This window comes from Solwaraspora sp. WMMA2065, assembly GCF_030345075.1.
GTDB lineage: Bacteria > Actinomycetota > Actinomycetes > Mycobacteriales > Micromonosporaceae > Micromonospora_E.
The window spans coordinates 2,071,497-2,097,559 of sequence record NZ_CP128361.1; the positions used below are offsets into that span (position 1 = coordinate 2,071,497).

Below are 26,063 nucleotides of genomic sequence, written 5' to 3' on the forward strand. Positions count from 1 at the left end.
GACACCAGGTCGGTCCGGTCGTAGCCGCAAAGTGGTGAAGTTAGTGGCCGCGCAGGTCGGTGCGGCCGGGCTGGCGATCCGGTGGTTGCGAGGCCGGATCGCCACCACCGCCCGGTGGTGGTCGGTGGTCGCGGCGGTGAACCGGCACGCGCTCGGCGTCTACCTGTGGCACCAGCCGGTACTCATCGGGCTGACGGTCGCCGCGCTGGGCTGGCCGGTGGGACCGCCGTCGCCGGGGTGCACACCGCGCCGGAGCATCCCGGGTGGCTGGTCGACCGGGCCGTCTATCTGCCGGTTCTCGCCGTCACACTGATCACGTTGCTGCGGATTGTGCCGACCTGCCGGCCCAGGTGTACGCTCTTGCCCGGTTCAACGGCCGGACGACCTGTGGAGGTGATCGCTGTGCGAGATAGCGATCCTCCTAGTCGTCGCCGGGCCACCGGTCGAGCGCGCTGAGGTCGGCGTGGCTCCTGGTGCGCCCGTGCGATCTGCCCGTGTCGCCCGTCAGCCCGCCCGCCGGTCACCCTGATCCACAGGTGGCCGGCCCGTCGCCGGAGTCCACCCTCGATGAACCGTTACGTCGCACCGCTGGGGTTCACCCTGGCCGCCGTCTGGATCGCCGTCATCTTCGTGCTGGCCAGCGGCGCACGGTGACGGGCCCCGGCCGGCGGCGGGTGTCCGTCGCCTGCCGGGCCGGGCCCTGTCACCTGCTGGTCCGGTCGGGCCGTCTCACGGCAGCCGCGAGGTCCACAGCAGACTGAGTACCGCCGCGCCCAACGCCAGCAGCAACGCCAGGGCCGCGTACCACTGGGTTATCTCCCGGGGCACGGTCCGCTGCCCGATCGACGAGCCCATGTCCTCGTACACCTGGTTGAGCTCGCCGACCGACGCCGCCTCGTAGAAGAAGCCGTTGGTCGCCTCAGCCAGCTCGGCCAGCGCGAACCGGTCCACCGGCACCCGCTGCACCTGGTTACCGATCTGCACCTGGCCGTCGTCGGTGCCGAACGCGATCGTCGACACCGGTACGTTGGCCGCCGACGCCGACGCAGCGGCCTCCTCGACCGACCGGCCCGAGGTGCGGTAGCCGTCCGACAGCAGCACGATCCGGGCCGGCGGCGGGCCCTGCGCACCGTCGGTCGGCACCAGCCGGATCGCCTCCAACGAAGTGAACACGGCCTCGCCGGTGGCGGTGGCCTCGGCCAGCACCAGACCGTCGATCGCCTGGGACACCGCAGCCCGGTCCTTGGTCGGCGAGACCAGCACGTTCGCCGACTTGGCGAACGCGACCAGCCCGATGTTGTAGCCCTCCGGCAGCTCCGCGACGAACTCCTTCGCCGCCTGCTGGGCCGCCTCGATCCGACTCGGAGTCACGTCGTCGGCCTCCATCGACAGCGACACGTCGATGGCGAGAATGACGGTGGCCCGCTCCAGCGACTCCTCAGCGTCGATCGACGGCCGGGCCAGCGCCGACGCCAGCACCAGCAGACTCAGCAGGAACGCCCCGGCGGCCAGGTGACGACGCCAGCCGAGGCCACGCGGGGCCAGCGTGCGCAGCAGGTCCACGTTGGTGAACCGGACCGCGTACGCCTTGCGGCGGAACTGACGCCACACGTACATCCCGGCGATCGCCAGAACCGGCAGCAGGGCGAGCAGCCACCAGGGCTGCAGGAAACGGATCATCGAGCTTCGCTTTCCGGGCGCGGGGTGGGGGCCGGGCGGGCGATGCCACGGGTACGGGCGTGCCGCTGCCCGGCGACGAACCGGACGATGTCCAGCAGCCAGTCCGAGTCGGTCCGCAGCCGCAGGTGGGCCGCGCCGGCACCGCGCAGAGTCTGCGCGATCGCCGCCCGCTGCGCCCCGGCCGCCTCGGCGTACCGCCGGCGCAGCCGCGGATCGGCGGTCTGCACCTCGTGCAGCGTGCCGGTCTCCGGGTCGGCCAGGGTCAGCACGCCGGCGTCGGGCAGCTCCAGCTCACGCGGATCGACCACCTCGACGGCGAGGACGTCGTGGCGGACCGCGAGTTTTCGGACCGGCCGGCCCCACTGCTGCGGCGGGGCCAGGAAGTCGGAGATCACCACGGCGACGCCGCGGCGACGCGGCGGCCGGTTCAGCATGTCGACCAGGGCACCGAGGTCGCTGCGGCCGGGTCGGGACTGGGTGCCGGCGATCGCCCGCAGCAGCCCGTGCGCCTCCTTGCGGCCGGTCCGCGCCGGCAGCCGGGAAAGGACGCCGCCGAGCGCCGGATCACCGGTGCCGATCACCGCGCCCACCCGGTTGCCGCCCCGCGCGCTCAGGTGCACCATCGCCGCCGCCGCCGAGACGGCCAGGTCCCGTTTGAGGCAGCGGGCGGTGCCGAAGTCCAGGCTGGCCGACAGGTCCACCGCCACCCAGGCTTCCAACTCCCGGTCGGCGACGGTACGCCGTACGTGCGGCACGGTGGTCCGGGCCGTCACCGGCCAGTCCATCCGGCGCACGTCGTCACCGGGCCGGTACTCGGTCGACTCACCGGCCTCACTGCCCGGACCGGGCAGCAGCCCCACGTAGTCGCCCTGCAGCAGGCCGTCGAGCTTGCGGGTGACGGTCAGGTAGAGCCGGGACAGCACCGCCTCCGCCCGGCCCGAGCTCGGCACCGCAGCGGTCACTGCGACTGTCCGGGCCAGCCGGCGCCACCGGGCGGGCCGGGCACCGCGGCGGCCGGCGCGGCATGTCCCATCGGTCCCACCGGCTGCGGCGTCGCGTTCTGCCGGGGGGCTACCGACGGCAGCGGCACCATCTGCATGATCCGCCCGACGACGTGGTCGGCGGGCACGTCGTCGGCCAGCGCGTCGTAGCTGAGCACCAGCCGGTGACGCAGGATGTCCGGGGCGATGTCCTGCACGTCCTGCGGCAACGCGTAGTCGCGCCCGCGCAGCAGCGCCAATGCCCGGGTGGCCCGCACGATGCCCAGCGAGGCACGCGGGCTGGCACCGTACTGGATCAGCTGCGCGACGTCCGGCATGCCGTGCTCGGCCGGCGCCCGGGTGGCCAGCACCAGGCGTACGGTGTAGTCGACCAGCGCGTTGTGCACGAACACCTTGTCCGCCTTGCGCTGCAGGTCGACCAGGTCGGTGGGCTTGAAAACGACGCTCGGCTGCGGCGCCTCCACCCCCATCCGGTAGACGATCTCCCGCTCCTCCGCGTCGGTCGGATAGCCCACCACGATCTTCATCAGGAACCGGTCGCGCTGCGCCTCCGGCAGCGGGTAGACGCCCTCCTGCTCGATCGGGTTCTGGGTGGCCATCACCAGGAACGGATCCGGTACGGGATGCGTCTGCCCGCCCAGCGACACCTGCCGCTCGCTCATCACCTCGAGCAGCGCCGACTGCACCTTGGCCGGCGCGCGGTTGATCTCGTCGGCGAGCAGGAAGTTGACGAACACCGGACCGAGCTCGATGTCGAACTTCTCGCTGGACTGCCGGTAGATCCGGGTGCCGACCAGGTCGGCGGGGACCAGGTCGGGGGTGAACTGGATCCGGGCGAACGAGCCACCGACGACGGTGGCCAGAGTCTCCACGGCGAGCGTCTTCGCCACCCCGGGGACGCCTTCCAGCAGGCAGTGCCCCCGGGCGAGCAGCGCGACGAACATCCGCTCGACCATCCGGTCCTGACCGACGATGACCCGTTTGACCTCGAACATCGCCCGCTCCAGCAGGGTCGCGTCGGCGGCCGGTGTCGCCTCGGGGGGCGACGGTGGCGCAGCGGTCGGTGTCGAAGATTCGGGCGTGGTCGGCTGGGCCACCGGTCCTCCACAGCGTGCTCTGGTGTCGTCAGGGTTCTGGCGTCGTCGGGTCGAAAAGGTCGTGCCGCACTAAGCGTCGCACGCCGGTCCGAACCGGCGGGCAGGGGCCGAGAAAGCACCGCCAGGTGGGTAGACACGAGGGGGATCGGCGTGTGTACGATTCAGCCGTCGCCGGGCGGCTTCCCCCGTGGCCGCCCGGCGCTCACTCCTTCAGGTGCGTGCCGCCCTGTCCCGGTGCCGTCCCCGGCATGCTGCCGACCTCGCCCGGTGCCGACCTGGACTCGCCTGGCGCCGGCCTAGACTCGTACCGTGGCCGCACCCCCCGATTCCGCCGACACCGCACCGGGCGAGCAGTTGGTCTGTTCTGCCAAGGGCTGCCGTGCCCCGGCGATCTGGGCGCTCAACTGGAACAACCCCCGGCTGCACCAGCCCGAACGCCGCAAGACCTGGCTGGCCTGCGCCGACCACCGGCACCGGCTCGGCGACTTCCTGCACGTACGTGGATTCCTCCGCGACGTGGCGCCGCTTGGCTGATCGCCTACGCTCGTAAGGGTGACCGAACAGTCCGCCGCACCGGCAGCCCCGATCAGCCCTCTGGAGCCCTGGCCGGAGACGGTGCAGTGGCAGCCCGTCTCCCGCGACCTGGTCTGGGTGGAGCTGATCCGGCTCGCCATCGGGATGAGTTTCCTGCTCGTCGGGCTCGGGGTCGGCTGGGCGATCACCGGTTTCTGGTTCGTTGGCGTCGGCTTCGCCGCCGCCGTGCTGCTCACCGTGCTGCGGGTGGTGGCGACGGTGCGGGCCGTCTACGCCTGGGGGTACGCCGAGCGCGACGACGACCTGCTGGTGCGGCACGGGCTGCTGGTCCGCCGGCTGTCGATTGTCCCGTACGCCCGGATGCAGTTCGTCGACGTCTCCGCCGGCCCGCTGGAACGGGCCTTCGATTTGGCGACCGTGCAGCTGCACACGGCCGCGGCGGCCAGCGACGCCCGGGTGCCCGGGCTGCGGCCCGCCGAGGCGTCCCGGCTACGGGACCGGCTCACCGCGCTCGGCGAGATCCGGGCGGAGGGTCTGTGAGCCAGCCGCACGATCCGGTCCCGCCGCCGTACCCGCTGCCCGGACAGGCCTACCCGCTACCGGGCCAGCCGTACCCGCCGCACGGTCCGGTCGAGGAGCCCCGCCAGCGGCTGCATCCGCTGAGCCCGATCCTCAAGGGCAGCAGGGCCCTCGTGGTGATCATCGCCGGCCTGTCCTGGCAGACGCTCGGCCGGGTCGGCTTCGGTCGCTTCGCGCTGCTGGTCGTGCTGTGCCTGCTCGGCTACCTGGCGGTGGCGGTGATCAGCTGGTACAACACCGGCTACCACGTGGTCGGCCGTGAGCTGCGGATTCACGAAGGTCTGCTGTGGCGGCGGACCCGTGCCATCCCGCTGGAGCGGCTGCAGGCGGTCGAGGTTGTCCGGCCGCTGCTCGCCCAACTGACCGGCCTGGCCGAACTGCGGCTCGAAGTGGTCGGCGGTGGCCAGACCGAGGCGCCGCTGGCATATCTGACCGTCGCCGACGCCGCCACGCTGCGGGCCCGGCTGCTGGCGCTCGCCGGCCGCGCCAAGCCGGCCCCGGACGCGGCAGCTCCCGACGGGACGGCACCGCTGCCGGACGGCACCCCGGCCGGCCTGCCCGACCCGTCCGCGCCGCCACCCGGCCGGCTACTACACACCGTGGTCAACCGGGACCTGCTGATCAGCCAACTGCTCACCCCGCAGACCATGTTCCTGCCGTTCGGTGTCGCGTTCGTTATCACCCAGTTCGCGATGGACGCCACCTGGTCATTCGTGGCGGTCGCCAGCACCCTGACCGCCACCGCCGGGGTGATCCTGCAGCCGATCCGGCGGGTGCTCAGCGACTGGAACTTCCGGCTGGCCCGCGACGAGGTGGGTCTGCGGGTCCGGCACGGGCTGACCGAGACCCGGTCGCAGACCGTACCGCTGCACCGGATCCAGGCGATCGGTGCGACCTGGCCGCTGCTGTGGCGGGGGAAGAGGTGGCTGCGGTTGCGGTTGCACGTCGCCGGCTACGCCGCACCGGACGGGCAGGGTGGCGGCACCCAGTCCGACCAGTTGCTGCCGGTCGGCGTACTGCCCACCGCGAACCACATCCTCGCCGACGTGCTGCCCGGAATCGCGCTCGACGCGCTGCCGATGACGCCGCCGCCGCGCCGGGCCCGCTGGCTCAACCCGCTGGTGCAGCCGAAGCTCGGTGCCGGGCTTGCCAACGACGTGTTCAGTGTCCGCAGCGGGTTGCTGACCCGGCAGATGCTGGTCGTGCCGTACGCGAGGATGCAGAGCGTACGGGTGGTGCGCGGGCCGCTGCAGCGGCTGCTCGGGCTGGCCACCGTGTACGCCGACACCGCCGGCGGGCCGAGCGCCGCCGCCAAGGACCGGGACGTGGCCGAGGCGTGGTGGCTGGCGGCGGAGCTCAGCGACCGGGCCCGCGCCGCCCGCAGCACGCCAGCCGATCCGCCCTCGCCGCAGCCGTCGATCTAAAAGGAGTCGTGGTCGATATACCGGCCAGATCCTTTTAGATCAACTGGTGGACGAGGGCGAGCAGCAGGTCGCAGCGTTCGGCGGCGCGCACCGCGCGGCGCAGGTTTGGTCCGTGCGACGACTGACCGAACGAGATCATCGCCGCCTTCAGGATGCCGCCGCACAAGCGGCAGTCCAGGTCCGCGGCGTCGGCCGCCGCGATCCCGGCGGGCGAGGCGAGCCGCGTCCACCGCAGGTGCCGGTCGCCGGGTCACCCGTCACCGTCGTCGTCCGGCTCGCCGGCCGGCATCAGCCCGGACAGGTGCAGCACAGCCCGGATGCGCCGGGCGGAGCTCGCGTCCCACCGGTCCAGAATGGCGAGTGCCCGCAGGAACGGTCGACACGGTGCCGGGATGCCGCCGCACCGGTGACACTCCCCGGTGGTGCGGTTCGGGATGTGGGTCCGGGCGGTGGAGTTCGCATCATGGACGACTCGGGCCAGCTCCGGTGACCAGGTAGGGTCGCCGCCTCGCGTCGGGTCGTCCGGGGCCCACCGATCCCGTCGTTTCTGATCATCATTACCCCCTCGGATCGATTACGAACAGCGTGTATCTTTCTGCTGAGTTCCACCCTGGATCGCTGACCATGCTCAATGGAAGAAGGCGTTAGGCCCAGGGAATGCACGTGCTGTCCAGGCCAGCAAAAGATCAACAAGTTCGAGCGATTTGGGGGATGTGAAGGTCTATGGCTGGGAGCGATTATCTGATATCGGAGCTACGCCGGCTGCGCGAGTCGTTCGGGCTGACCCAGGATGCGTGGGCCGACCGGATCCACTTCTCGGCGAAGCACGTGGGTGCCATCGAGCGCGGCGAGCGGCCCGCACTGCCGGACTACCTGAAGGCCGTCGACAAGGTGTTCGGCACCGCGCTGGTCAGGTTCTATCGGGAGTTCGTCCGGGGCGACTGGACACCCGTGTGGTACCGGCCGTTCGTCGAGTACGAAGGTCGGGCGACCCTGCTGCGGGTCTACCATCCGACGCTGATCCCCGGACTGCTGCAAACCGAGGCGTACGCACGCGCTCTCCTGCCGGCAATGAACGTCCCGGCCGAGGACGTCGAACAGACGCTCGCGGCACGGCTGGACCGGCAAGAGATCATCACCCGAACCACCAGCCCGTGCCGCCTGGTCGTGATACTCGACGAAATGGCGATCCGCCGCACCTCCGGCGGGCCGGAAGTGATGCGCGAACAGCTCAAAGCACTGACGGAGATGGGCGATCGACCGAATGTACAGATCCACGTGGTGCCACTGGCCACCCCGGCGTATGTCGGGATGTACGGCCCGATCGTCCTGGCCTCGGTTGAGGGTCGCACAGTTGGCTTCCTCGAAGGCCACCAGGAAGGCCGGGTGGTGGAGTCGCCCGACCGCACCGCGAGCCTGGAGAGCGACTGGGAGTCGATCCGGCAGTACGCTCTACCCTGCGCGCAGTCGCTCGAACTGATCACGAAGGCGGGAGAGACATGGACCTGACCAAGCCTCGTTGGCGTAAGAGCACCAAGTCCGACACAGGGGCCTGCGTCGAGGTGGCCGACAACATCACCGGGCGCGTCCTCGTGCGGGACACCAAGGACCGCGACGGCGCGATGCTGACCTTCGGACCGACCGCGTGGCGGTCCTTCGTGTCGACGGCTGCCACCCTGAAGCCTTGAGCCATCGGACAGCGCCGAGTCAGCCGTAGGCCGGATCACCCAGGCTTGACTCCGCCCTCGCGGTTGGAGCCAAGCCTGGGTCGTCCTATTGAGCTGCGGCGCTCTCGCTCGCCGGCAGCCGGTACGTCGCCCGCAGCGGCGACAGCAGGGCCGGCAGGAAGGCGGCGGTCATCCCGGCCGTACCGATCCACAGTACGGCCGACGCCCCGAACAGGCCGCCGAGCGCACCGCCGAGCAGCGCCGCGACCGGCATGCTGCCCCACTGGACGAAGCGGACCGTGGCGCTCATCCGGCCCAGCAGCCGATCCGGAGTGATGCTCTGTTGCAGGCCCGCCTGCGCGACAAGCCGGACCACCCCGCCGAAGGACAGCAGTGCCAGCCCGGCCACAGCAAGCCAGGTCGGCCAGCCGACACTTGTTGCTGGCAGCAGCGCGGCGGCCGGAGCGGTACACAGCGGCGCCAGCCAGATCGCCGGACCCGGGCCGACCCTGGCGATCAGCCGGCCGGCCATCAGCGCGCCGACGAACCCACCGCAGGCCATCGCCGAGAGCACCGAGCCGATGCCGGACGTACTCAGATCCAGCTGCCGGGCCAGGAAGACCAGCAGCATCGTCTGGTACACGACGAGGAAGAGACTGAAGAAGCCGTCGGTGAACAGCATCGGCCGCAGCAGCCGATGACCGAGAACGAACCGCAGTCCTTCGGCAACCTCCCGGATCAGCTGCCGATCGGTTGCTTCCGGCCGCACCACCTCGACGGTACGGATTCGCAGCATGCCGAGCGCGGACAACAGCATCCCGGCGGCGCTCACGATCAGCGTGAGCGGTGCACCGAGCCAGCCGACCAGGGGACCCGCCAGACCGGGGCCGCTGATGCTGACGGCGGAACGGACCGCAGCGATCCTGCTGTTCGCCTCGACCAGGTGGTCACGACCGACCAACGTAGGGACATAGCTTGTGTATCCGACCTCGAACAGTACGGTCAGCAGTCCGTGGCCGAGAGCAATCGCGTACAGCAGCCAGATCGACAGCGCATCGGCCCACCAGGCCAGCGGTAGCGTCATCAGCAGCGCGGCTCGCAGCAAATCCGTGTTGACCATCACCGGGCGCTTGCGCCACCGGTCGACCCACGCACCCGCCGGCAGCCCGATCAGCAGCGACCCGGCCGTGGTCATCGCGGTCAGCACGCCGACCGCGAACTCGTCCGCGTCCAGCCAGAGGATCGCCACCAGCGGCAGCGCGAGGTAGACGAACCGGTCGGCGAGCTGACCGGCGACGGTCGCGCCGAAGAACCGCCGGAAATCTGGCTCGTGAAAGAGACCAAGTCGGACCATCATCGAATCCACTCCTCGCTGCGCACGAGGACCGAGGATAAGCAGGAGGCATCCGAGCATGGTGACGCGGCCGTCGTATGTGGTCACTGGAGGTGCCCGGGGCATCGGTCGCGCGATCGCCGAACGCCTGGCCGACGAGGGGCAGGTTGTCGTCGTGGACGTCACCGGTCAACTCAGCTGGCAGCACGAACGGGTCATGCTGATCACCGGCGACGCCCGTGACGCCGAGACAGGGCGACGAGCGGCGGCCGCCGCCGAGTCCGCCGGTCCGCTGCTCGGCTGGGTCAACAACGCCGCGGTCTTCGGTGACGCGGGTATGGATGACGCGTCTGCGGCCCGGATCCTGGACCTGATCTCCACCAACCTGGCTTTAGCGGTCACCGGCTGCCATGTCGCGGTCAACCACTTCCTGACGCACGGGCGTAGCGGGGCCATCGTCAACGTCTCGTCCCACCAGGCGCAGCGCCCAGTCCGCGGAGCGCTGCCCTATGCGACCGCGAAGGCTGCTGTCGAGGGTCTGACCCGGGCAATGGCGGTGGATCACGGGCCAGCCGGCATCCGTACCAATGCTGTCGCGCTCGGCTCGATCGCCACCGACCGGTTCGAGCGGTACCGTGCCCGGCACCCCGAAGTGGACACCGAGATGGCCGCACTGCATCCGCTCGGCCGGGTCGGTACCGCACAGGAGGTCGCCGACACTGTCGCCTTCCTGTTGTCTCCCGCCGCCGGATTCGTCAACGGCGTCGTCCTCGCCGTCGACGGCGGACGGGCAGTCAACGGACCCGACCCCGAAGCCACCGGGGTCGCGGGGCGGGCCCGGTCGGAGGGCGACCAGCGGCGCGGTGGTGCGTTCGATGTACCAGCGGGTGTAGAAATGTTCGTTGACGACGACTCCGGCTAACTCGCCTGAATCGACCGGCACCCGGACGGCTTAGTGCTCAACACCCACCGCTACCCGGCCGCCAGCTACCTTGTGCTGCACCGCAGCACCTGCCGGACGATCACCGGCGCACCGGCCGGCGGCAGCCGCTGGACCTCGGACTACAGCAAGATCTGTGGCCAACGCCGTGACCTCGAACAGTTGGTGTTGGAACGGCTAGGCGCGGTGGTCCACCCGTGCAAGTTTGTGCGAACCCCCCTGACCGTGCTGGGAAGATGTGGTGGTCGTCGAGGAGAGCGCTATCCGATTGCCACTGTGGCATGAGGTGGATAGCGCTCCGCTCGATGTCGGCGACCGGACGATCGGCGGCCCCGCTACGGGGCCCAGGCGGGGTCGACGTCCCAGGTGACGTCGGCGGCCCAGCTGGTCGGCGAGTTCCAGGACGGGCCACCGGCGCCGTCGCTGAGCCAGATCTCGGCGGCGTAGTGGCGCAGGAACGAACCCGGATAGTTGAACGACTCCAGCGAGACATCAGATCCGGTCAGGCCGCGCCGGGCGCACCAGGTGGCGTCGGCGCGCAGCAGCGCGGTGCCGTCGTCGGGCGAGGTTCGGACCCGGGAGTTGGCATGTCGGAGGTACTGGCCCGGGAAGTTGACCGACTCGAACGAGTAGCAGTCCGGGTTGGCCAGACCGGGCCGGACCACGTACGTCGCGTCGTCCTTGAGTAGTTGCGGGCTGTCGGCGGTGACCACGTCGGTGTAGGCCAGGCTGTCGCGGTGGCGCAGGTAGCGGTCGGTGAAACCGGGTGTGGTGACGCGCAGCGACCGGCGGGCATCCAGCGGCAGGGCGACCGGTGTACGCGGCGGCAGCGCCCGGGAGGTGGCGATCAGCGCCAGGTTGGCCGCCCGTACCCGGGCCTCGTCCATCTTGACCACCTGCCGGTCGTAGGTGAGGAAGCCGTTCAGCTCACCCTCGACGTCGGTGATCTCGGTGTGGACGGCGGCGCTCAAGCCTCGGCCGATCATCAGGTTGGCGGTGCCCTGGATTAGCCCCACGTAGCGGTCGGTCAACGCTGTCGGGGTCGGCTGCCACTCGTACGCCTGGAAGTTGCCGTTCGGGCTGTATTCGTGGCCCGGCACCCGCAGTCCGGGGCCGCCGAACTCGCCCAGCACGGAGATCCGCCCGCCGGTCGGCGCCGGGGCTCCAGGGCCGACGTAGACGTGCCAGTCGTCCATGTCGCCGTTGCCGGGGCTGCCCAGCGACTGGCAGCAGTTGTACCCGCTGTGGGTGTTGACCAGCCGGGTCGGGTCGAGGTCCTTGACGGCCTGGCCGACCCGGATCGTGTCGGCCAGGGCCCGCTCGCCCCAGCCTTCGTTGTAGACGACGTAGGCGACCACCGACGGCGAGTTGCGGTGCTCGTTGACGATCTGGCGCGCCTCGGCCTCGAACTGGGCCTGCTGGGCGTCGGCCGGGTCGATGTCCTGGGCGGTCATCGACGGGATGTCCTGCCACACCAGCAGGCCGAGCCGGTCCGCGTGGTAGAACCAGCGCTGCGGTTCGACCTTGATGTGCTTGCGCACCATGTTGAACCCGAGGTCCTTGTGTTTGCGCAGGTCGAAGGCGAGTGCCTCGTCGGTCGGCGCGGTGTACCCGCCGTCGGGCCAGTAGCCCTGGTCGAGGGTGCCGAGCTGGAAGACGAACTCGCCGTTGAGGGTCGGTCGCAGCACCCCGTCAATCGTCCGTACGCCGATCTCCCGCATCCCGAAGTAGTGGGTGGTCCGGTCGACGACCCGGCCACGCCGGTCACGCAGGGTGACCCGCAGGTCGTAGAGGTACGGTCGTCCGGCGACCAGCGGCGGGCGTTCGGCACGGGTACGGCGAACTCGGTGAAGCCGCCGGTGGCGGTGCCGACGACGGTGCCGCCGGCGAGGGCTTCGGCGCGGACGGTGTGGCCGGCAGCGTTGTCCGGATTGCCACCCGGACCCGGATGGTGTCGCTGGCCAGGTCGGGGCGCAGGTCGACGTCGCTGATCGAGGTGGCCGGGGTGGGTTCCAGCCAGACGGTCTGCCAGATGCCCGAGGCCGGGGTGTAGAAGATGCCGCCGGGGGTACGGGTCTGTTTGCCGATCGGTGGCAGGCTGCCGTGCTGCCGGCTGTCGGTCGGGTCCCAGACCGCGACGATCAGTTCGTTGGGGGCCGCGACGCAGCGCACGAGTGATGTCGAAGCTGAAGGCGTCGTAGCCGCCGGTGTGATCGCCGAGCCGCCTGCCGTTGACCCAGACGGTGGCCTGCCAGTCGACGGCTCCGAAGTGCAGGTGCACCCGCCGCCCGGTCCAGCTGCACGGAACGGTGAAGGTGCGCCGGTAGGTCAGGTGGTGCCGGTCGTCGTCGGCGGCCCGGCCGATGCCGGACAGCGCCGATTCGACCGGGAACGGCACGTTGACCCGTTCGGGCAGGTCGACGCCGAACTGTGGAGCGTCGTCGGTGGTGGACTGTCGCAGTTGCCATTCGCCGTTGAGGTTGCGCCAGTCGGGGCGGGTCATCTGCGGTCTGGGGTATTCGGGCAGCGGGGTGCCGGTGAGCGCCTCGGCGGTCCACGGGGTGGTCAGCGGCGCGGGGCGGGCGGGCACCGCGACGGCGGCCGAGGGCGCGACGAGCAGGCCGGCGGCTGCGGTCGCTGCCGCAACAGCGGTCCAACGGGTACGGGGCGATCGCATGTCGTCTCCATCGGTGGACGGGCCGGGGACGGGATCGGATCAGGGAACGCATCGAGGCACGTCGAGGTTTGTTTATAACGTTATAGACGCCCGGTCGACCGCCGTCAATCTCCGCCCGTCGATGTGTGCCAGGATCGACGGATGGGTGCCAGTCTGCGGAGCATCGCCGAGCGCGCGGGCGTCTCACTGGCCACGGTCTCCAACGTGGTCAACGGCTACCGGCCGGTGGCCGAACCCACCCGACGCCGGGTGCAGCAGGCCATCGACGAACTCGGCTACACCCCGAACCTCAGCGCGCGGCACCTGCGGCGCGGCCGGACCGGACTGATCGCGCTGGCCATTCCCGAGCTGACCAACCCGTACTTCGCCGAGCTGGCGGAGACGGCGATCCGGGAGGCTGCGGCCCTCGGCTACACCCTGGTGATGGAGAGCACCGACGCCGACCCCGACACGGAGCTGGCGCTGCTCGGCGGCTCCCGCCGGCACGTGGTCGACGGACTGATCCTCAGCCCGGTGCGAATCGGCCGCGCCGAGGTGCTCGCCCGCCGCGACGCGCTACCGCTGGTCCTCATCGGCGAGGGCGTCTCCGACGTGCCGCATGACCACATCGCCATCGACAACGTCGCGGCCAGCCGCGCGGCGGTGGCGCACCTGGTCGCGCTCGGCCGCCGCCGGATCGCCTTCATCGGGGCCCGGGGCCACGACGACCGACAGTCGGCGCAGCTGCGGCTGCGCGGTTTCCGGGCGGGCATCGCCGCCGCCGGGCTGCCCGACCGACCGGAACTGACCGTGGTCACCGACCGGTTCGGCCGGGCCGACGGCTCGGCCGCGATGCGTCGGCTGCTCACCCTCACCGAGCCACCGGACGCGGTCCTCGCGTACAACGACCTGATCGCGCTCGGCGCGATGCGCGCCGCCGCCGATGCCGGCCGGCGGATCCCGCAGGACGTCGCGGTCGTCGGGATCGACGACATCGAGGAGGGACGGTACGCCAACCCGAGCCTGACCAGTATCTCCCCTGACAAGGCGGCGATCGCCCGGCTGGCGGTCCGACGGCTGGTCGACCGGATCGAAGGGCGTCCGCCCCGGCCGCCGTACGATGTGCGGACCCCGTTCACCATGGCGGTCCGGCAGAGCACCGTCGGCGCGCGGTCCGGCTTTCGTGGTCCGACACAGGTCGAGCACCTAGGCTGATTGGTCATGGGACACACGCCGGAGAACAGCTTCCGCCCGGGTGCCACCGCCCGGGTCGAGCTGACCGTGACCGATTCCGACACCGCCCAGGCGGTCGGCTCGGGCGACGTACCGGTCCTCGGTACCCCGCGGCTGCTCGCCCTGGCCGAGGCGGCGACGGTCGCCGCCACCGCCACCGGGCTGCCACCCGGCATGACCACCGTCGGCACCCGGGTCGAGCTGGACCACCGGGCGGCGACGCCGGTCGGCCGTACGGTGGCCGCGCTGGCCCGGCTGACCGAGGTCGACGGGCGGCGGCTGGTCTTCGAGGTGGTGGTGTTCGAGGCGGGCACGACCATCGCGCAGGGCCGTATCGAGCGGGCCCTGGTCGACCGGCACCGGTTCGTCGAGCGGGCCTTCGACCGCACGCCGGCGCCGCGGGCCGGCGACGACCCCACCGGTGAGCGGGCAGTCTCCGGATGAGTGCCCGGTTCGTCGAGGTCGGCGACCGGGTGTATGTGCTGCGCCGACCCCGGCTCGACGTCAACTCGACGCTGGTCGTCGGCGCGGCCGCCGCCGTGCTCGTCGACACCGGCAGTACGCCGGCCGAGGCCGCCGAGCTGGTCGAGGCGGCCCGGCGGATCACCCACCTGCCCTGGTCGGTGGTGAACACCCATCACCACTTCGACCACTGCTTCGGCAACCAGGTGGCCGCCGGGGATCCGCCCGCGCCGGTGTGGGCCCACCAGGAGGCGGCCCGGCTGCTGGCCCGCCCGGTCGAGGTGGTCCGCGACGAGGCGTACCGCGAGATGATCGGCCACGATCCGCAGCTGGCCGAGCAGCTCAGCCACGCGGTGGTCCACCCACCGGACCGTACGGTGACCCGCGCCGCGACGCTCGACCTGGGCGGCCGGGTGGTTGAGCTGTGGCATCCCGGGCGCGGGCACACAGTCGGCGACCTGGTGGTGCACGTCCCGGACGCGGACCTGCTGGTCGCCGGTGACCTGGTCGAGCAGGGTGCCCCACCGTCGTTCGACGACGCCTACCCGCTGGAGTGGCCGGACACCCTCGCGGCGGTGCTGCGGCGCCTCGGGCCGGCCAGTGTCGTGGTGCCCGGCCACGGCACCTGCGTCGGCGTCGACTTCGTCCGGGCCCAGCACGCTGACCTGGTGGCGTTGGAGTGGCTGATCCGCGACGGGCACGCCGACGGGGCGCCGCCGGAACAGGTCGCCGCGCGGGCACCGTTCGGGCCGCAGGCGGCGGGCACCGCGGTCGTCCGCGGCTACGCCGAACTGTCCAACCGGGCCTGACCGCACTCGGCGCGACCGACGGGAGCCGGCGACGGCGGTCCGGAGTCGATGGTGAGTAGGGCGGGCAGCGGACCCGCGTCGGCGTCGACGAGGTCACCGAGGCGAACCTCGTCGAGCGCGGAGAGGAAGGCCGCTCGGGCCCGGCGCAGCTCGACGCGCAGTCGGCAGTCGGCGCGCAGCGGGCAGGCCGGCTGGTCGCAGGAGACAACCTCACCGTCGCCTTCGAAAGCCCGTACCACCTGGGCCACGGTCATCTCGGCGGCGGCCGGGACGAACGCGGTGCCGCCTGCCCGGCCCCGCACCGTGACCAGAACGCCGAGCCGTTGCAACCGCTGCACCACCTTGGCGACGTGGCTGCGCGGCAGGGCGAGCCGGGCGGCCAGGTCGTCCACCGTGGTACGGGTGCGAGACGCGGCGGTGAACATGGCGACCCGTAACGCCATGTCCGTGGACCGGTTGAGCTTCACGTCCCGACCCTAGTCAGCCACGGCAGACGGCACGGCCCGGCGTGAACGGCCCGGCCCGGCGCGGTGTGATCGGGGCTCGGGACCAATGGCCCTAAAAGAGGAGTCACAGATTCCTGTTTAGTGGCGTCGTACCCGTCCGATCCCCAAAGGAGTGACCGTGCTCTCGAAGTCCTCAGCAGCGGTGGTGACCGCGACCCTGCCCGTCGTACAGACCCACGGCGAGGCCATCACCAGCCGGTTCTACCAGCGGATGTTCGCCGCCCATCCGGAGCTGCTGGATCTGTTCAACCGGGGTAACCAGGCGACCGGCCGCCAGCAGGCGGCGCTGGCCGCCGCGGTGGTCGCCTACGCCGAGCACCTGACCGGGCGCAGCACGCTGCCCTGGGCGCCGATCCTGGACCGGATCGCACACAAGCACGCCTCCCTCGGCATCACCGCCACTCAGTATCCGATCGTCGGACGCCATCTGCTCGCCGCCGTCGGCGAGGTGCTCGGCGACGCCGTGACGCCCGAGGTCGCGGCGGCGTGGGACGAGGTCTACTGGCTACTGGCCTGCGAGCTGATCGCCCGGGAGGCCCGGCTGTACACCGTCGCCGGCCTTCCCTTGCGGGCCGGTGCCGGCTGGCGGCCGTGGCGGATCGTCGAGAGGATTCCGGAGACCGCCGACATCGTGTCGCTGATCCTGGCCCCGGCCGACGGCGACCCGGCACCCACCTTCACCCCCGGCCAGTACGTCTCGGTCGCGGTTGATCTGGCCGGCGGCCAGGGTCAGCAGATCCGCCAGTACAGTCTGTCCGGCCGTCCCGGCGCCGCGACCTGGCGGATCACCGTCAAACGGCTCCGGGGCGGGGCCGGCGCGGCGGGCGGGTCAGCCGGGTCGCCGGCACCGGACGGAACAGTCTCCAGCCAGCTGCACGACCGGACCGCCGTCGGTGACGTCCTGCGGCTGAGCCCGGCGTTCGGCGAGGTCAGCTCCATCGGCGCGCTCGGCGTGCCGCTGCTGCTGGTCAGTGCCGGGATCGGCGTCACCCCGGCGATGGCCGCCCTCGCCCAGCTGGGCGCGGTCGCGCCGGCCCGCGAGGTGGTGCTGGTGCACGCCGACCGGTCGGCGGCCGCGCACCCGTTGCGCCACGAGCTGCCGGAGCTCCAGCAGCGGATGCCCAACCTGTCGGTACACCTGTGGTACGAGGACGCCACCGACGGCGGGCTCCCCGATTTGAAGGCGACGATCCACCCCGGATGGGTCGATCCGGCACGGATCCCGCTCGCACCGGACACGTACGCGCACCTGTGCGGGCCGGTGCCGTTCATGGCGCAGGTTCGTGGCGAGCTGCTGCGCCGGGGCATGCCGGCCGAGCGGATCGGCTACGAGGTGTTCGGGCCGGGGATGCTGGCAGGCTGAGCCGCCGACACCGCCGTCGGCGGGCGACGGTCAACAGCACCGCCGAGTCCTCGTCGGCGTACAGCGCGTGCCGGGCATCCGGGATGACCAGCAGGTCACCCGTCTCGCCCGGCCAGGACCGGTCTCCGGCGACCAGCCGGATCCGGCCGCGCAGGTGCTGCGCACGTTCTGCCGCCGCTCACCCCGAGAGCCACTCATCTCGAGAGCCGCTCAACCCGAGACAAGAGCCGGCAGGACCGTACCGATCGGCTCGCGCACCACCGCGTCGGCGATCGTGTCGTACGGGGTCGGCGCGGCGTTGATGATCACGACGCGGGCACCGGACTCGGCGGCGATCTCGACCAGCCCGGCGGCCGGCTGCACCGTCAGCGAGGTGCCGACGGCGAGCATCAGGTCGCAGTCGGCGACGGCCCGCGCCGCCCGCCGCAGGGTCGGTCCGTGCAGCGACTGGCCGAACGAGATCGTCGCCGTCTTGAGGATGCCGGCGCAGTGCCGGCAAGCCGGGTCGTCCTCACCGGCGGCCACCCGGTCCAGGACCTCCTGGATGCCCGTACGGTCGGCGCAGCCGAGGCATTCGGCCTCGTACAACGTGCCGTGGATTTCGATCACGGTGTCCGGTGAGTTGCCGGCCCGCTGATGCAGCCCGTCGATGTTCTGGGTGACGATCGCAGCCAGCTTGCCGGCGCGCTCCCACTCGACCAACGCGGCGTGGCCGACGGAGTCTGTGGAGATGCCGGCTCCGGTCAACGCAACGATCCGGCGGGCGTCGGCGACCCATTCAGTGACCTGTCGGATGTCGACGTCGTCGCGTAGACCGCTCATCCTGCGACGGTAGCCGGCGTCACCGTCGGACGACGACTCCGGCCGGGCCAGCGCGTCCTCGTCCGGCCAGACCATGACCACCGACGGATTCCACTCCACCGGCCGAAACGGGGACAACGCACACGAGTTCCCGGTCACCTGTTCACGGGTGACCGGGAACTCGTCACGTTTGCCGTGAGCTATTAGCAGGACTGCGTCACATACCCGGTGGCCGCGCCGACGTGGGATGCCACCTCACGCCAGATTCCACCCGATAACGTGGCTTCAACCTGCGATCTCTACCGCCCCTATAGATCCCATTACCATCCGTCGGTTGCGGTCTTCTTGCGGCATCATCGGCGTCCGGCAGGGCTATGTCCCATCGGCCACCAATCTGCCCATCAAGAAATGCACCGCGCATCGAGTCAGCACCACGATCGTCGCCGCGCGGTACATCACCACCGTCACCACGAGAAAACTGACCACTAGAATACTCTACGTAGATACGTTGTATGCGATAGCCGATCGGACGACGAACACCTGGCTGACTGCGCTCAACAGCACGCGCCGCAATGAGGAAATCACTCACGAGCCGGTCGACTGCAGCACCTTCCGTCTCCGCCTCGACGAAGGCCTCGACTTCGATGACCCCTTCGACAGCGTCACTGGAGGTCGAAATATCTGCGACCTTAGCGGCATCCGCAACCCCGAGGATCCCTTCCAAGATGTGTTTTGCATCTGCGTGCAGTTCGGCCTCGACTGGCCGCAAGCCGGAGCTCCACCATCGGGGCACGACTCGCAAGACGACTCTAACCTCCACTCCCGCACCAGCTCCCTATGGGATCCAAGCCTCCAATTCCGCTTCCGCACCCTTCTGGGGCGCCGCCGACAGTCTAGCGAGTTAGCCCAATCCAGAAGTCTCTTGGCATACCTCTCGGCGTTCTGCGGGCGCCAGCTTACACTTCTCTGATGGCAACCCTTGGCGCAGACAATCGCTCCCTCCGGTTGATCCAGTTCAACCGTGAAATTGCGGATTCTCAGATCCTCCAAGACGTTATTGACCTCGATATCGGGATGGATTTGGAATCCAAACGCTCCCATTCTTCTCCCAACGTTGGGCACCCCTACCGCACGGCGCAGCGGTCCGTACCACAACGAGCGGATGCCCCATGGGTGACGCGGAGACTTTGTGGATCTCTTAGCACTCAGCACTTCAGCGCCAAGAGGCCCCGAGCATCAAGGCTTATCAGTATTCATGCCAGCGCATACTTATCATCCTGGTAACTTACCGCAGTTCCATAAATGTCGACGGACAATCTGTCCGTCGACCCATTTCCGGAGGCACCCGCAGCAGCGGACACGCCGGCCGTGATGTACGCGAGGCGGCGTCGAAGTCCGACGCAGTGAGCGCCAACCATGGCCGAGATCCGGGCGGTCGCCGCAACCCACCGTCTGACAACTCTGGCGAGGCGGACCGGTACGAGCCCGATCCGGACTGGACTAGGCCTGCGTGTGGACGAGCTGCGGGGAGCATGGCGGCCAACGGACGCTTGCACGCGAGCCCCAGACGCGGACGTGACCGGAGCCTCATCCGGTTAGCGCTCACCTACACCGGTCAAGGTTCCAGCGATACTCGTGTGAGATGTCCGCGAAACCTGGGTCCCACGTGGATTCTCACCTGGATGGAGCCGACTGCCACCGAGGTCGCCGACCGGGTGCACGCGCTGCCGACCCGGTCTCGCCGCCAACGTCAGCGACGACCAGGTCAGCCGGGCGCAAAAAGTCAGCCGAAACGTTCGGCGACGGCCGCCCGGGTGGGCATCGACACCGCGCCGCCCGGTGACTCGCACACCAGCCCCGCCACCTGTAGGGCGAACCCGACCCGGGCGGCCCAGCCGGCGGCGTCGGCCGGCAGCCCGGTGCCGAGCAGTTCGGCGATCAGTGCGGCCATCACCGAGTCGCCGGCGCCGGTGGCGTCGACCGCGGCCACCGTCGGGGCGGCCACGGTCAGCACCTCGCGGCCGGCGCTGACCAGGGCGCCGGCCGCGCCCCGGGTGACCACCACCGCACCGGCACCGAGATCGTGCAGCAGCGCGGCGGCGGTCACCGGGTCGGCACCGTCGTAGAGCACCTCGGCGTCGGCGGCGCTCAGCTTGACCAGGTCGGCGGTTGCCGCGAAGCCGGCGACGACCTGCCGGTACGCAGCCAGCGAAGCGGTGTCGGGCAGCAGCCGGGGCCGGACGTTGGGGTCGAACACCCGCAGCCCGCCGGTGCCCGCCCAGGCCTGTCGGGCGGCGACCCGGGTCGGCTCGCACAGCAGCGCGATAGAGCCGCAGTAGAGCACGGCGGCGTCGCCGACCAGTTTCCCATCGAGGCTGGCCGGTTCGAGCAGCCCGTACGAGGGTGGGTCGCCGTAGAAGCGGAAGTCCGGCTCGGCGCCGGTGAAGGTGGCCACCGCCAGGGTGGTGGGCGCGGGCACGGTGACCATGGCCCGGTCGCCGACCCCGGCGGTACGCAGGAAGTCTCGGATCCGGTCGGCGAGCGGGTCGTCGCCGAGGGCCCCGGCGAACTCGACCGCACCGCCGAGCCGGGCGACGCCGACCGCGACGTTCAGCGGCGCCCCGCCGATCACCTGGCGGTAGACCGGTTGGCCGGCGCATTCGCCGTCGAGCAGGTCGATCAGTGCCTCGCCGAGCACCACCGCGTACCGCATGGATCTTCCTTCCACCTGCAGTTTTGCCGCTCCGAAGTCTGCCAGGTCGGCGCCCCGGCACCGGCCGCCACCCCGCACCCCGCACCTCACATCGAGCAGCGACTATTGCACTTCCGATCGATGTATGGTGGGATATCGATTACCAGGACGGCGTGGGGGCAACTCGCTGTCCTTCGGACTCGCCGGGAGCTGCGCGAGCGCGCTAGACGTCCATCGGACGGCACGTCGGTCGACCGCGTCCGCGGCACGGCCGGCCAGTCGCCGTTCCTCCTTATGTTTCCTGACGTTCCGCCATGTCGGAACCCATCGCCCTGTCCGCCGGCCCGGGTCTGTCCCGCGCCGTGGACCGGTTCACGAAGGAGTCTCGGTGAAAGCTCTACGCAGAGTGGCGGTAGTTGCCGCCGCTTCCGCGCTCACCGCCGGCCTGCTCACGGTGGTGACCCCCAACGCGGCTTCCGCGCACGGTGCCGCCATGGCGCCGGGCAGCCGCACCTACCTCTGCTGGGTCGACGGTCTGTCGCAGTCCGGCCAGATCATCCCGCAGAACCCGGCCTGCTCGGCCGCCGTCGCCCAGAGCGGCGCCAACTCGCTGTACAACTGGTTCAGTGTGCTGCGCTCCGACGCGGGTGGCCGCACCACCGGTTTCATCCCCGACGGACAGCTGTGCAGCGGTGGCAACTCCGGCTTCTCCGGCTACAACCTGGCCCGCAACGACTGGCCGCTGACCCACCTGACCGCCGGTGCCCGGATGGAGTTCAAGTACAGCAACTGGGCCCACCACCCTGGCACGTTCTACTTCTACGTGACCAAGGACAGCTGGAGCCCGAACCGCGCGCTGGCCTGGAGCGACCTGGAGGCGACGCCGTTCCTGACGGTGACCAACCCGCCGCAGCGGGGCGCGGTCGGCACCAACGACGGCCACTACTACTTCAGCGGCAACCTGCCCAGCAACAAGAGCGGCCGGCACATCATCTACTCGCGGTGGGTCCGCTCGGACAGCCAGGAGAACTTCTTCGGCTGCTCGGACGTCACGTTCGACGGTGGCAACGGTGAGGTCACCGGGATCGGGGGCAACCCGAACCCGACCCCGCCGCCGACCACCGCTCCGCCGCCCACCACGGCCCCGCCGACCACCGCGCCCCCGACCACCGCGCCGCCGACCAGCAACCCGCCCACCGGCGGCTGCTCGGCGACCTACCGGACCACAAGCTCCTGGTCCGGTGGATTCCAGGGTGAGGTGACGGTCACCAACAACAGTTCCGCGAGCATCGGCGGATGGACCACGACCCTGAACTTCGGCAGCGGGGTCACCATCAACAGCCTGTGGAGCGGCACCCACACGGTGAGCGGATCGAGTGTCACCGTCCGCAACGCGGCCTGGAACGGGTCGCTGTCGCCGAGCGGGTCGACCACGTTCGGCTTCGTCGCCAACGGCAGCCCAGGCACACCGTCGACGGCCTGCTCCGCGAGCTGATCCACCGCCGTACACGGCCGATTCCCACCTGACCGGGCCCGGCAGCGCGAGACGCTGCCGGGCCCGGTCGGTGCGTGGCCTCGCAGGTCGAGTCGACGCGTGACTCGGTAGTCCCGGCGAGCCGGACCGCAGTGGGTCAGGCCACCATCGACCCGACCACCGGCTTGGTGAGCAGCGCCGACTGGTTGCGCCGGATGCCGGGGTCGAGTGAACGTTCCACGAAGATCGCGTGCCAGATGCAGAACACCAGCACCGTCCACACCTTGCGGGAGTGGTCGGCCTCCTCACGCTTATGCTCGTCGAGCAGCCGCATCGCGTACGACAGGTCGAGCAGGTCACCGGCGCCCGAGGTGGCGAAGATGTGCCGGGCCCACTCGTACATCTCGCCGCGCAGCCACACCCGGGTCGGGGTCGGGAAGCCGAGCTTGCGGCGGTTCACGATGGCCGGCGGCACCACGGCCTGCAGGGCCTGGCGCATCGCGTACTTGGTGGCGTCGGAGCGGGGCGGCAGCCGTAGCTCCACCGGGATCTTCGCGGCCACGTCGAAGACCTCCTTGTCGAGGAAGGGCACCCGCACCTCCAGCGAATGCGCCATCGAGATCCGGTCCGCCTTGACCAGGATGTCGCCGCGCAGCCAGGTGTACAGGTCGACGTACTGCATCTTGGTGACGTCGTCGAGCTCGGCGCACTCGGCGTAGATCGGCGCGGTCACGTCGGTGTAGCGCACCGACGGGTCGTAGCGGCGCAGCAGGTGCCGCTTCTCCTCCTCGGTGAACATCCGCGCGTTGCCGTAGTAGCGCTCCTCGATCGGGGTGGTGCCGCGTTCCAGGAAGCTCTTACCCTTGACCCCCTGTGGGATCACCTTCGAGACGGCACGCAGCCCTTTCTGCATCGGATCCGGCAGTCCGTGCACCGCGCCCAGCGACAGCGGCTCGCGGTAGATGGTGTAGCCGCCGAAGAACTCGTCCGCGCCTTCGCCGGAGAGCACCACCGTCACGTGTTCGGCGGCCTTCTGCGCCACGAAGTACAGCGGCACCAGCGCCGGGTCGGCCACCGGGTCGTCCAGGTGCCAGACGATGCGCGGCAGCGCCTCCATCATGTCCTGTGGCCCGATCTTCGTCGGGATGGTGGTCACGTTCAGGTGCCGGGCCGAGTCCTGGGCGACCTCGATCTCCGAGTAGCCCGACACGTCGTACCCGACGGTGAAGGTCAGGATGTTCGGGTTGAACTCGCGGGCCAGCGCCACCACCGCGGTCGAGTCGATGCCGCTGGACAGGAACGCTCCGACCGGCACGTCGGCCCGCATGTGCATGCGTACGCTCTCCCGCAGCGTCTCGCGGATCTCGTCGTACAGCCGCTGCGGGTCCGGCGTCGGCGTCGGCCGGAAGATCGGCTGGTACCAGCGGCGGACCTGTACACCACCGGCCGGGTCCGGCGCCGGCCCACCGGTCGTCGGGTCCAGCGCCGGCGGCGACCAGGTCAGGCACTCCCCGGAGCCGATCCGGCTGATTCCGGAGTGCAGGGTGCGCGGCTCGGGCACGTACTGCAGGGTCAGATAGTGCGACAGGTTCGCGGTGTCCACCCCGGCGTCGCCGGCACCCGCGGCGGCGGAGAACGGCAGCAGCGCTTTCTTCTCCGAGGCCAGGTAGATGCCGTCCGGGGTCTGCAGGTAGTGCAGCGGCTTGATGCCGAAGTAGTCCCGGGCGCCGAACGCGCGACGCCGCTGCCGGTCCCAGATCACGAAGGCGAACATGCCGCGCAGCTTGTGCAGCACCTTCTCGCCCCAGTAGTGGTATCCGGCGACGATCACCTCACCATCACCGGCGGTGGCGAACTGCGCGCCGAACTCCCGGACCAGCTGGTCCCGCAGCTCGATGTAGTTGTAGATCTCGCCGTTGAAGGTGAGCAGGTAGCGGCCGTCGGCGTAGGCGAGCGGCTCCTGGCTGGACGCCACGTCGATGATGGCCAGCCGCTTGTGCGCGAACACCGCGTCCGCCCACCGGCCGGTCGGGTCGCCGATCACCTCCACGCCGGTCTCGTCCGGGCCACGGTGGTGCAGGCATTCCAACGCGTGGGCGATCGCGTCGCGGTGTGCGCCGGCGTCGCCGCGGGCGCTGAAAAAGGCCAGGAGTCCGCACATGGCAGACATCTTTTCACGAGCCGGTCACGCGGTACCGTCGAGTACGCCCAACCGTGGGGAGGACGCAGTGACACACGATCAGACCGAGGGCACGGCACCGGACCGGGCCGGAGCCACCGGCACCGAGATGACCGCCGAAGGCACCGAGACGACCGCCGAGGTCGCCGCCGAGCAGCCGCGCACCGAGTCGCACGACCCGGACTTCCCGGAGAAGCTCCTGGAGTTCATGCGCACCGGCTGGCGCGACGACACGCTGCCGCTCGCCCCGCGCGCCGAGGTGCCGAACCACGCCCGCCGCCGTGCCGCCCTCGCCGACGCCTTCCCCGGCGAGACCCTGGTGGTGCCCACCGGCACCGAGAAGACCCGGGCCAACGACACCGACTACCCGTTCCGGCCGGGCAGCGACTTCGTCTACCTGACCGGTGACCACGATCCGGACAGCGTGCTGGTGCTGCACCCGACCGGCGACGGACACGACGCGGTGCTCTACACCCGGCAGCGGTCGTCGCGCGACAACGACGAGTTCTTCCGCAGCCGCGACGGCGAGCTGTGGGTGGGCCGGCGGCGCACCCTGGCGGAGAAGTCCACCGAGCTGGGCCTGCGCACGGCGCCGCTGAGTGAGCTGCCGCAGGCGTTGGCCGGGTGCGCGCCCGCCCGGACCCGGGTGCTGCGCGGCTTCGACCCGCGGGTGGACGCGGCGGTGCTGCCGTACGACAGCGGCGACGACGCCGGGGCCCGCGACCGCGAGCTGGCCTCGGCGATCGCCGAGGCGAAGCTGGTCAAGGACGAGTGGGAGGTCGCCCAGCTGCAGGCGGCGATCGACGCGACGGTCCGCGGCTTCGAGGACGTGGCCCGGGTACTGCCGGCCGACCGACCGGTCGCCGAACGGCTGCTGGAAGGGGTCTTCGCGCTGCGGGCCCGGCACGACGGCAACGACGTCGGCTACGGATCGATCGTCGGCGCGGGCGCGCACGCGACGATCCTGCACTGGGTACGCAACGACGGCGTCACCCGTCCGGGTGACCTGCTGCTGATGGACATGGGCGTGGAGGGGCACCACCTCTACACCGCCGACGTGACCCGGACCCTGCCGGTGTCCGGCCGGTTCACCGCCCTGCAGCGCCAGGTCTACGACATCGTCTACGCCGCGCAGCAGGCCGGAATGGACTACATCAAGCCGGGAGTGAAGTTCAGCGACGTGCACCAGACCTGCATGCGGGTGCTCGCCGAAGGCCTGGCCGAGCTGGGCGTGCTGCCGGTCAGCGTGGACGAGGCGATGGAGAAGGAGTCGACCGTCTACCGCCGGTGGACGCTGCACGGCTTCGGCCACATGCTCGGCATCGACGTGCACGACTGCTCGTACGCCCGTAAGGAACGCTACCGCGACGGCGAGCTCGGCGAGGGGTACGTGCTGACCGTCGAGCCCGGCCTGTACTTCCAGCCGGAGGACGAGCTGGTGCCCGAGGAGCTGCGCGGCGTCGGCATCCGGATCGAGGACGACGTGCTGGTCACCGCCGCCGGCGCGGTGAACCTGTCGGCCGGGCTGCCCCGGCAGGCCGACGAGGTCGAGGCCTGGCTGGCGGCGCAGCGCGACGCCGGCCCCCGGCTGCCCTGACGCACGCCTGCCCTGACGCACGCCCGCCCCGACCAT

Annotated in this window: 25 protein-coding genes and 1 pseudogene; 15 read left to right on the top strand and 11 right to left on the bottom strand. The window is 70.7% G+C overall.

From position 1 onward, the window contains the following. Positions 1-34: 34 nt before the first annotated feature. Positions 35-313 (top strand): hypothetical protein, encoded by a 279-nt coding sequence (locus O7610_RS09350; RefSeq protein WP_281555372.1) that lies wholly within the window; start codon positions 35-37, stop codon positions 311-313. A 416-nt stretch (positions 314-729) separates the two neighbouring features. On the opposite strand, the gene O7610_RS09355 is transcribed toward O7610_RS09350, so the two are convergent. Genes O7610_RS09355 through O7610_RS09365 form a run of 3 tightly spaced genes read right to left on the bottom strand, consistent with a single transcriptional unit; the run spans position 730 to position 3,778 of the window. Next, positions 730-1,680, bottom strand: a complete 951-nt coding sequence (locus O7610_RS09355) for a VWA domain-containing protein (RefSeq protein ID WP_281555373.1) — start codon at positions 1,678-1,680, stop codon at positions 730-732. Next, positions 1,677-2,660 carry a DUF58 domain-containing protein gene (locus tag O7610_RS09360; RefSeq protein WP_281567476.1) on the bottom strand — a complete coding sequence of 328 codons (984 nt, stop codon included), beginning with the start codon at positions 2,658-2,660 and terminating at the stop codon, positions 1,677-1,679. Before O7610_RS09360 ends, O7610_RS09355 begins: the two co-directional genes overlap by 4 nt. Beyond that, entirely contained in the window at positions 2,639-3,778 is a 1,140-nt protein-coding gene (locus tag O7610_RS09365) for an AAA family ATPase (protein ID WP_289213072.1), read from the bottom strand. Before O7610_RS09365 ends, O7610_RS09360 begins: the two co-directional genes overlap by 22 nt. A gap of 309 nt (positions 3,779-4,087) precedes the next feature. Between O7610_RS09365 and O7610_RS09370 the strand changes: the two genes are divergently transcribed. The 5 genes from O7610_RS09370 (at position 4,088) to O7610_RS09390 (ending at position 8,003) form a co-directional block, all read left to right on the top strand. Beyond that, positions 4,088-4,312 carry a hypothetical protein gene (locus O7610_RS09370; protein WP_281555376.1) on the top strand — a complete coding sequence of 75 codons (225 nt, stop codon included), beginning with the start codon at positions 4,088-4,090 and terminating at the stop codon, positions 4,310-4,312. A gap of 18 nt (positions 4,313-4,330) precedes the next feature. Then, positions 4,331-4,852: a PH domain-containing protein gene (locus O7610_RS09375; protein ID WP_281567327.1), complete on the top strand. Its 522-nt coding sequence runs from the start codon at positions 4,331-4,333 to the stop codon at positions 4,850-4,852. Between the two features lie 35 nt (positions 4,853-4,887). Continuing rightward, on the top strand, positions 4,888-6,315 hold the full coding sequence (locus O7610_RS09380) for a PH domain-containing protein (RefSeq protein WP_281567475.1): 1,428 nt from the start codon (positions 4,888-4,890) through the stop codon (positions 6,313-6,315). Between the two features lie 723 nt (positions 6,316-7,038). Next, positions 7,039-7,824 (top strand): helix-turn-helix domain-containing protein, encoded by a 786-nt coding sequence (locus tag O7610_RS09385; RefSeq protein ID WP_281567326.1) that lies wholly within the window; start codon positions 7,039-7,041, stop codon positions 7,822-7,824. Further along, entirely contained in the window at positions 7,815-8,003 is a 189-nt protein-coding gene (locus tag O7610_RS09390; protein ID WP_281555380.1) for a DUF397 domain-containing protein, read from the top strand. Before O7610_RS09385 ends, O7610_RS09390 begins: the two co-directional genes overlap by 10 nt. 85 nt (positions 8,004-8,088) lie before the next feature. Here O7610_RS09390 and O7610_RS09395 read toward each other — a convergent pair whose 3' ends face one another. Next, positions 8,089-9,339: an MFS transporter gene (locus O7610_RS09395; protein ID WP_281567325.1), complete on the bottom strand. Its 1,251-nt coding sequence runs from the start codon at positions 9,337-9,339 to the stop codon at positions 8,089-8,091. Between the two features lie 55 nt (positions 9,340-9,394). Between O7610_RS09395 and O7610_RS09400 the strand changes: the two genes are divergently transcribed. Together O7610_RS09400 and O7610_RS09405 are read left to right on the top strand one after the other, a co-directional pair. Beyond that, on the top strand, positions 9,395-10,237 hold the full coding sequence (locus tag O7610_RS09400; RefSeq protein WP_289213073.1) for an SDR family NAD(P)-dependent oxidoreductase: 843 nt from the start codon (positions 9,395-9,397) through the stop codon (positions 10,235-10,237). 33 nt (positions 10,238-10,270) lie between these two features. Beyond that, the gene (locus O7610_RS09405; RefSeq protein WP_289213074.1) at positions 10,271-10,540 is read left to right on the top strand and encodes a hypothetical protein; all 270 of its coding nucleotides are present in this window, start codon (positions 10,271-10,273) and stop codon (positions 10,538-10,540) included. A gap of 50 nt (positions 10,541-10,590) precedes the next feature. Here O7610_RS09405 and O7610_RS09410 read toward each other — a convergent pair whose 3' ends face one another. From O7610_RS09410 to O7610_RS30615, 3 genes and pseudogenes are all read right to left on the bottom strand, one after another. Next, positions 10,591-11,943, bottom strand: coding sequence for an AbfB domain-containing protein (locus tag O7610_RS09410; protein WP_289213075.1), 1,353 nt, complete (start codon positions 11,941-11,943; stop codon positions 10,591-10,593). A gap of 76 nt (positions 11,944-12,019) precedes the next feature. Further along, on the bottom strand, positions 12,020-12,427 hold the full coding sequence (locus O7610_RS09415) for a hypothetical protein (RefSeq protein WP_289213724.1): 408 nt from the start codon (positions 12,425-12,427) through the stop codon (positions 12,020-12,022). 34 nt (positions 12,428-12,461) lie between these two features. Then, positions 12,462-12,932, bottom strand: a pseudogene (locus O7610_RS30615) (AbfB domain-containing protein); the annotation flags it as partial. Positions 12,933-13,073: 141 nt separating this feature from the next. Here O7610_RS30615 and O7610_RS09425 point away from each other — a divergent pair. Genes O7610_RS09425 through O7610_RS09435 form a run of 3 tightly spaced genes read left to right on the top strand, consistent with a single transcriptional unit; the run spans position 13,074 to position 15,415 of the window. Next, positions 13,074-14,126: a LacI family DNA-binding transcriptional regulator gene (locus O7610_RS09425; RefSeq protein WP_281555382.1), complete on the top strand. Its 1,053-nt coding sequence runs from the start codon at positions 13,074-13,076 to the stop codon at positions 14,124-14,126. 6 nt (positions 14,127-14,132) lie between these two features. Next, positions 14,133-14,588, top strand: a complete 456-nt coding sequence (locus O7610_RS09430; protein WP_281555383.1) for a thioesterase family protein — start codon at positions 14,133-14,135, stop codon at positions 14,586-14,588. Further along, a complete protein-coding gene (locus tag O7610_RS09435) occupies positions 14,585-15,415 on the top strand; it encodes an MBL fold metallo-hydrolase (RefSeq protein WP_281555384.1) in 831 nt (276 codons plus the stop codon). The genes O7610_RS09430 and O7610_RS09435 overlap by 4 nt, the downstream gene beginning before the upstream one ends. On the opposite strand, the gene O7610_RS09440 is transcribed toward O7610_RS09435, so the two are convergent. After that, the gene (locus O7610_RS09440; RefSeq protein WP_281567322.1) at positions 15,388-15,882 is read right to left on the bottom strand and encodes an RrF2 family transcriptional regulator; all 495 of its coding nucleotides are present in this window, start codon (positions 15,880-15,882) and stop codon (positions 15,388-15,390) included. The genes O7610_RS09435 and O7610_RS09440 overlap by 28 nt on opposite strands. A 151-nt stretch (positions 15,883-16,033) precedes the next feature. Here O7610_RS09440 and O7610_RS09445 point away from each other — a divergent pair, with 151 nt between their 5' ends. Further along, entirely contained in the window at positions 16,034-17,284 is a 1,251-nt protein-coding gene (locus O7610_RS09445) for a globin domain-containing protein (RefSeq protein WP_281555386.1), read from the top strand. Positions 17,285-17,494: 210 nt separating this feature from the next. On the opposite strand, the gene O7610_RS09450 is transcribed toward O7610_RS09445, so the two are convergent. Then, on the bottom strand, positions 17,495-18,244 hold the full coding sequence (locus O7610_RS09450) for an SIR2 family NAD-dependent protein deacylase (protein WP_289213076.1): 750 nt from the start codon (positions 18,242-18,244) through the stop codon (positions 17,495-17,497). 175 nt (positions 18,245-18,419) lie between these two features. On the opposite strand from O7610_RS09450, the gene O7610_RS09455 reads away from it, so the two are divergent. After that, on the top strand, positions 18,420-19,055 hold the full coding sequence (locus tag O7610_RS09455; protein ID WP_281567320.1) for a hypothetical protein: 636 nt from the start codon (positions 18,420-18,422) through the stop codon (positions 19,053-19,055). Positions 19,056-19,868: 813 nt separating this feature from the next. On the opposite strand, the gene O7610_RS09460 is transcribed toward O7610_RS09455, so the two are convergent. After that, a complete protein-coding gene (locus tag O7610_RS09460; RefSeq protein WP_289213077.1) occupies positions 19,869-20,798 on the bottom strand; it encodes a carbohydrate kinase family protein in 930 nt (309 codons plus the stop codon). A 367-nt stretch (positions 20,799-21,165) separates the two neighbouring features. Between O7610_RS09460 and O7610_RS09465 the strand changes: the two genes are divergently transcribed. After that, positions 21,166-22,272, top strand: a complete 1,107-nt coding sequence (locus O7610_RS09465; RefSeq protein ID WP_475049561.1) for a lytic polysaccharide monooxygenase auxiliary activity family 9 protein — start codon at positions 21,166-21,168, stop codon at positions 22,270-22,272. A 136-nt stretch (positions 22,273-22,408) separates the two neighbouring features. Here O7610_RS09465 and asnB read toward each other — a convergent pair whose 3' ends face one another. Continuing rightward, positions 22,409-24,412 carry an asparagine synthase (glutamine-hydrolyzing) gene (gene asnB, locus O7610_RS09470; protein ID WP_281555390.1) on the bottom strand — a complete coding sequence of 668 codons (2,004 nt, stop codon included), beginning with the start codon at positions 24,410-24,412 and terminating at the stop codon, positions 22,409-22,411. Positions 24,413-24,539: 127 nt separating this feature from the next. Here asnB and O7610_RS09475 point away from each other — a divergent pair, with 127 nt between their 5' ends. After that, positions 24,540-26,027 carry an aminopeptidase P family protein gene (locus O7610_RS09475; protein WP_281567473.1) on the top strand — a complete coding sequence of 496 codons (1,488 nt, stop codon included), beginning with the start codon at positions 24,540-24,542 and terminating at the stop codon, positions 26,025-26,027. Positions 26,028-26,063: the final 36 nt, after the last annotated feature.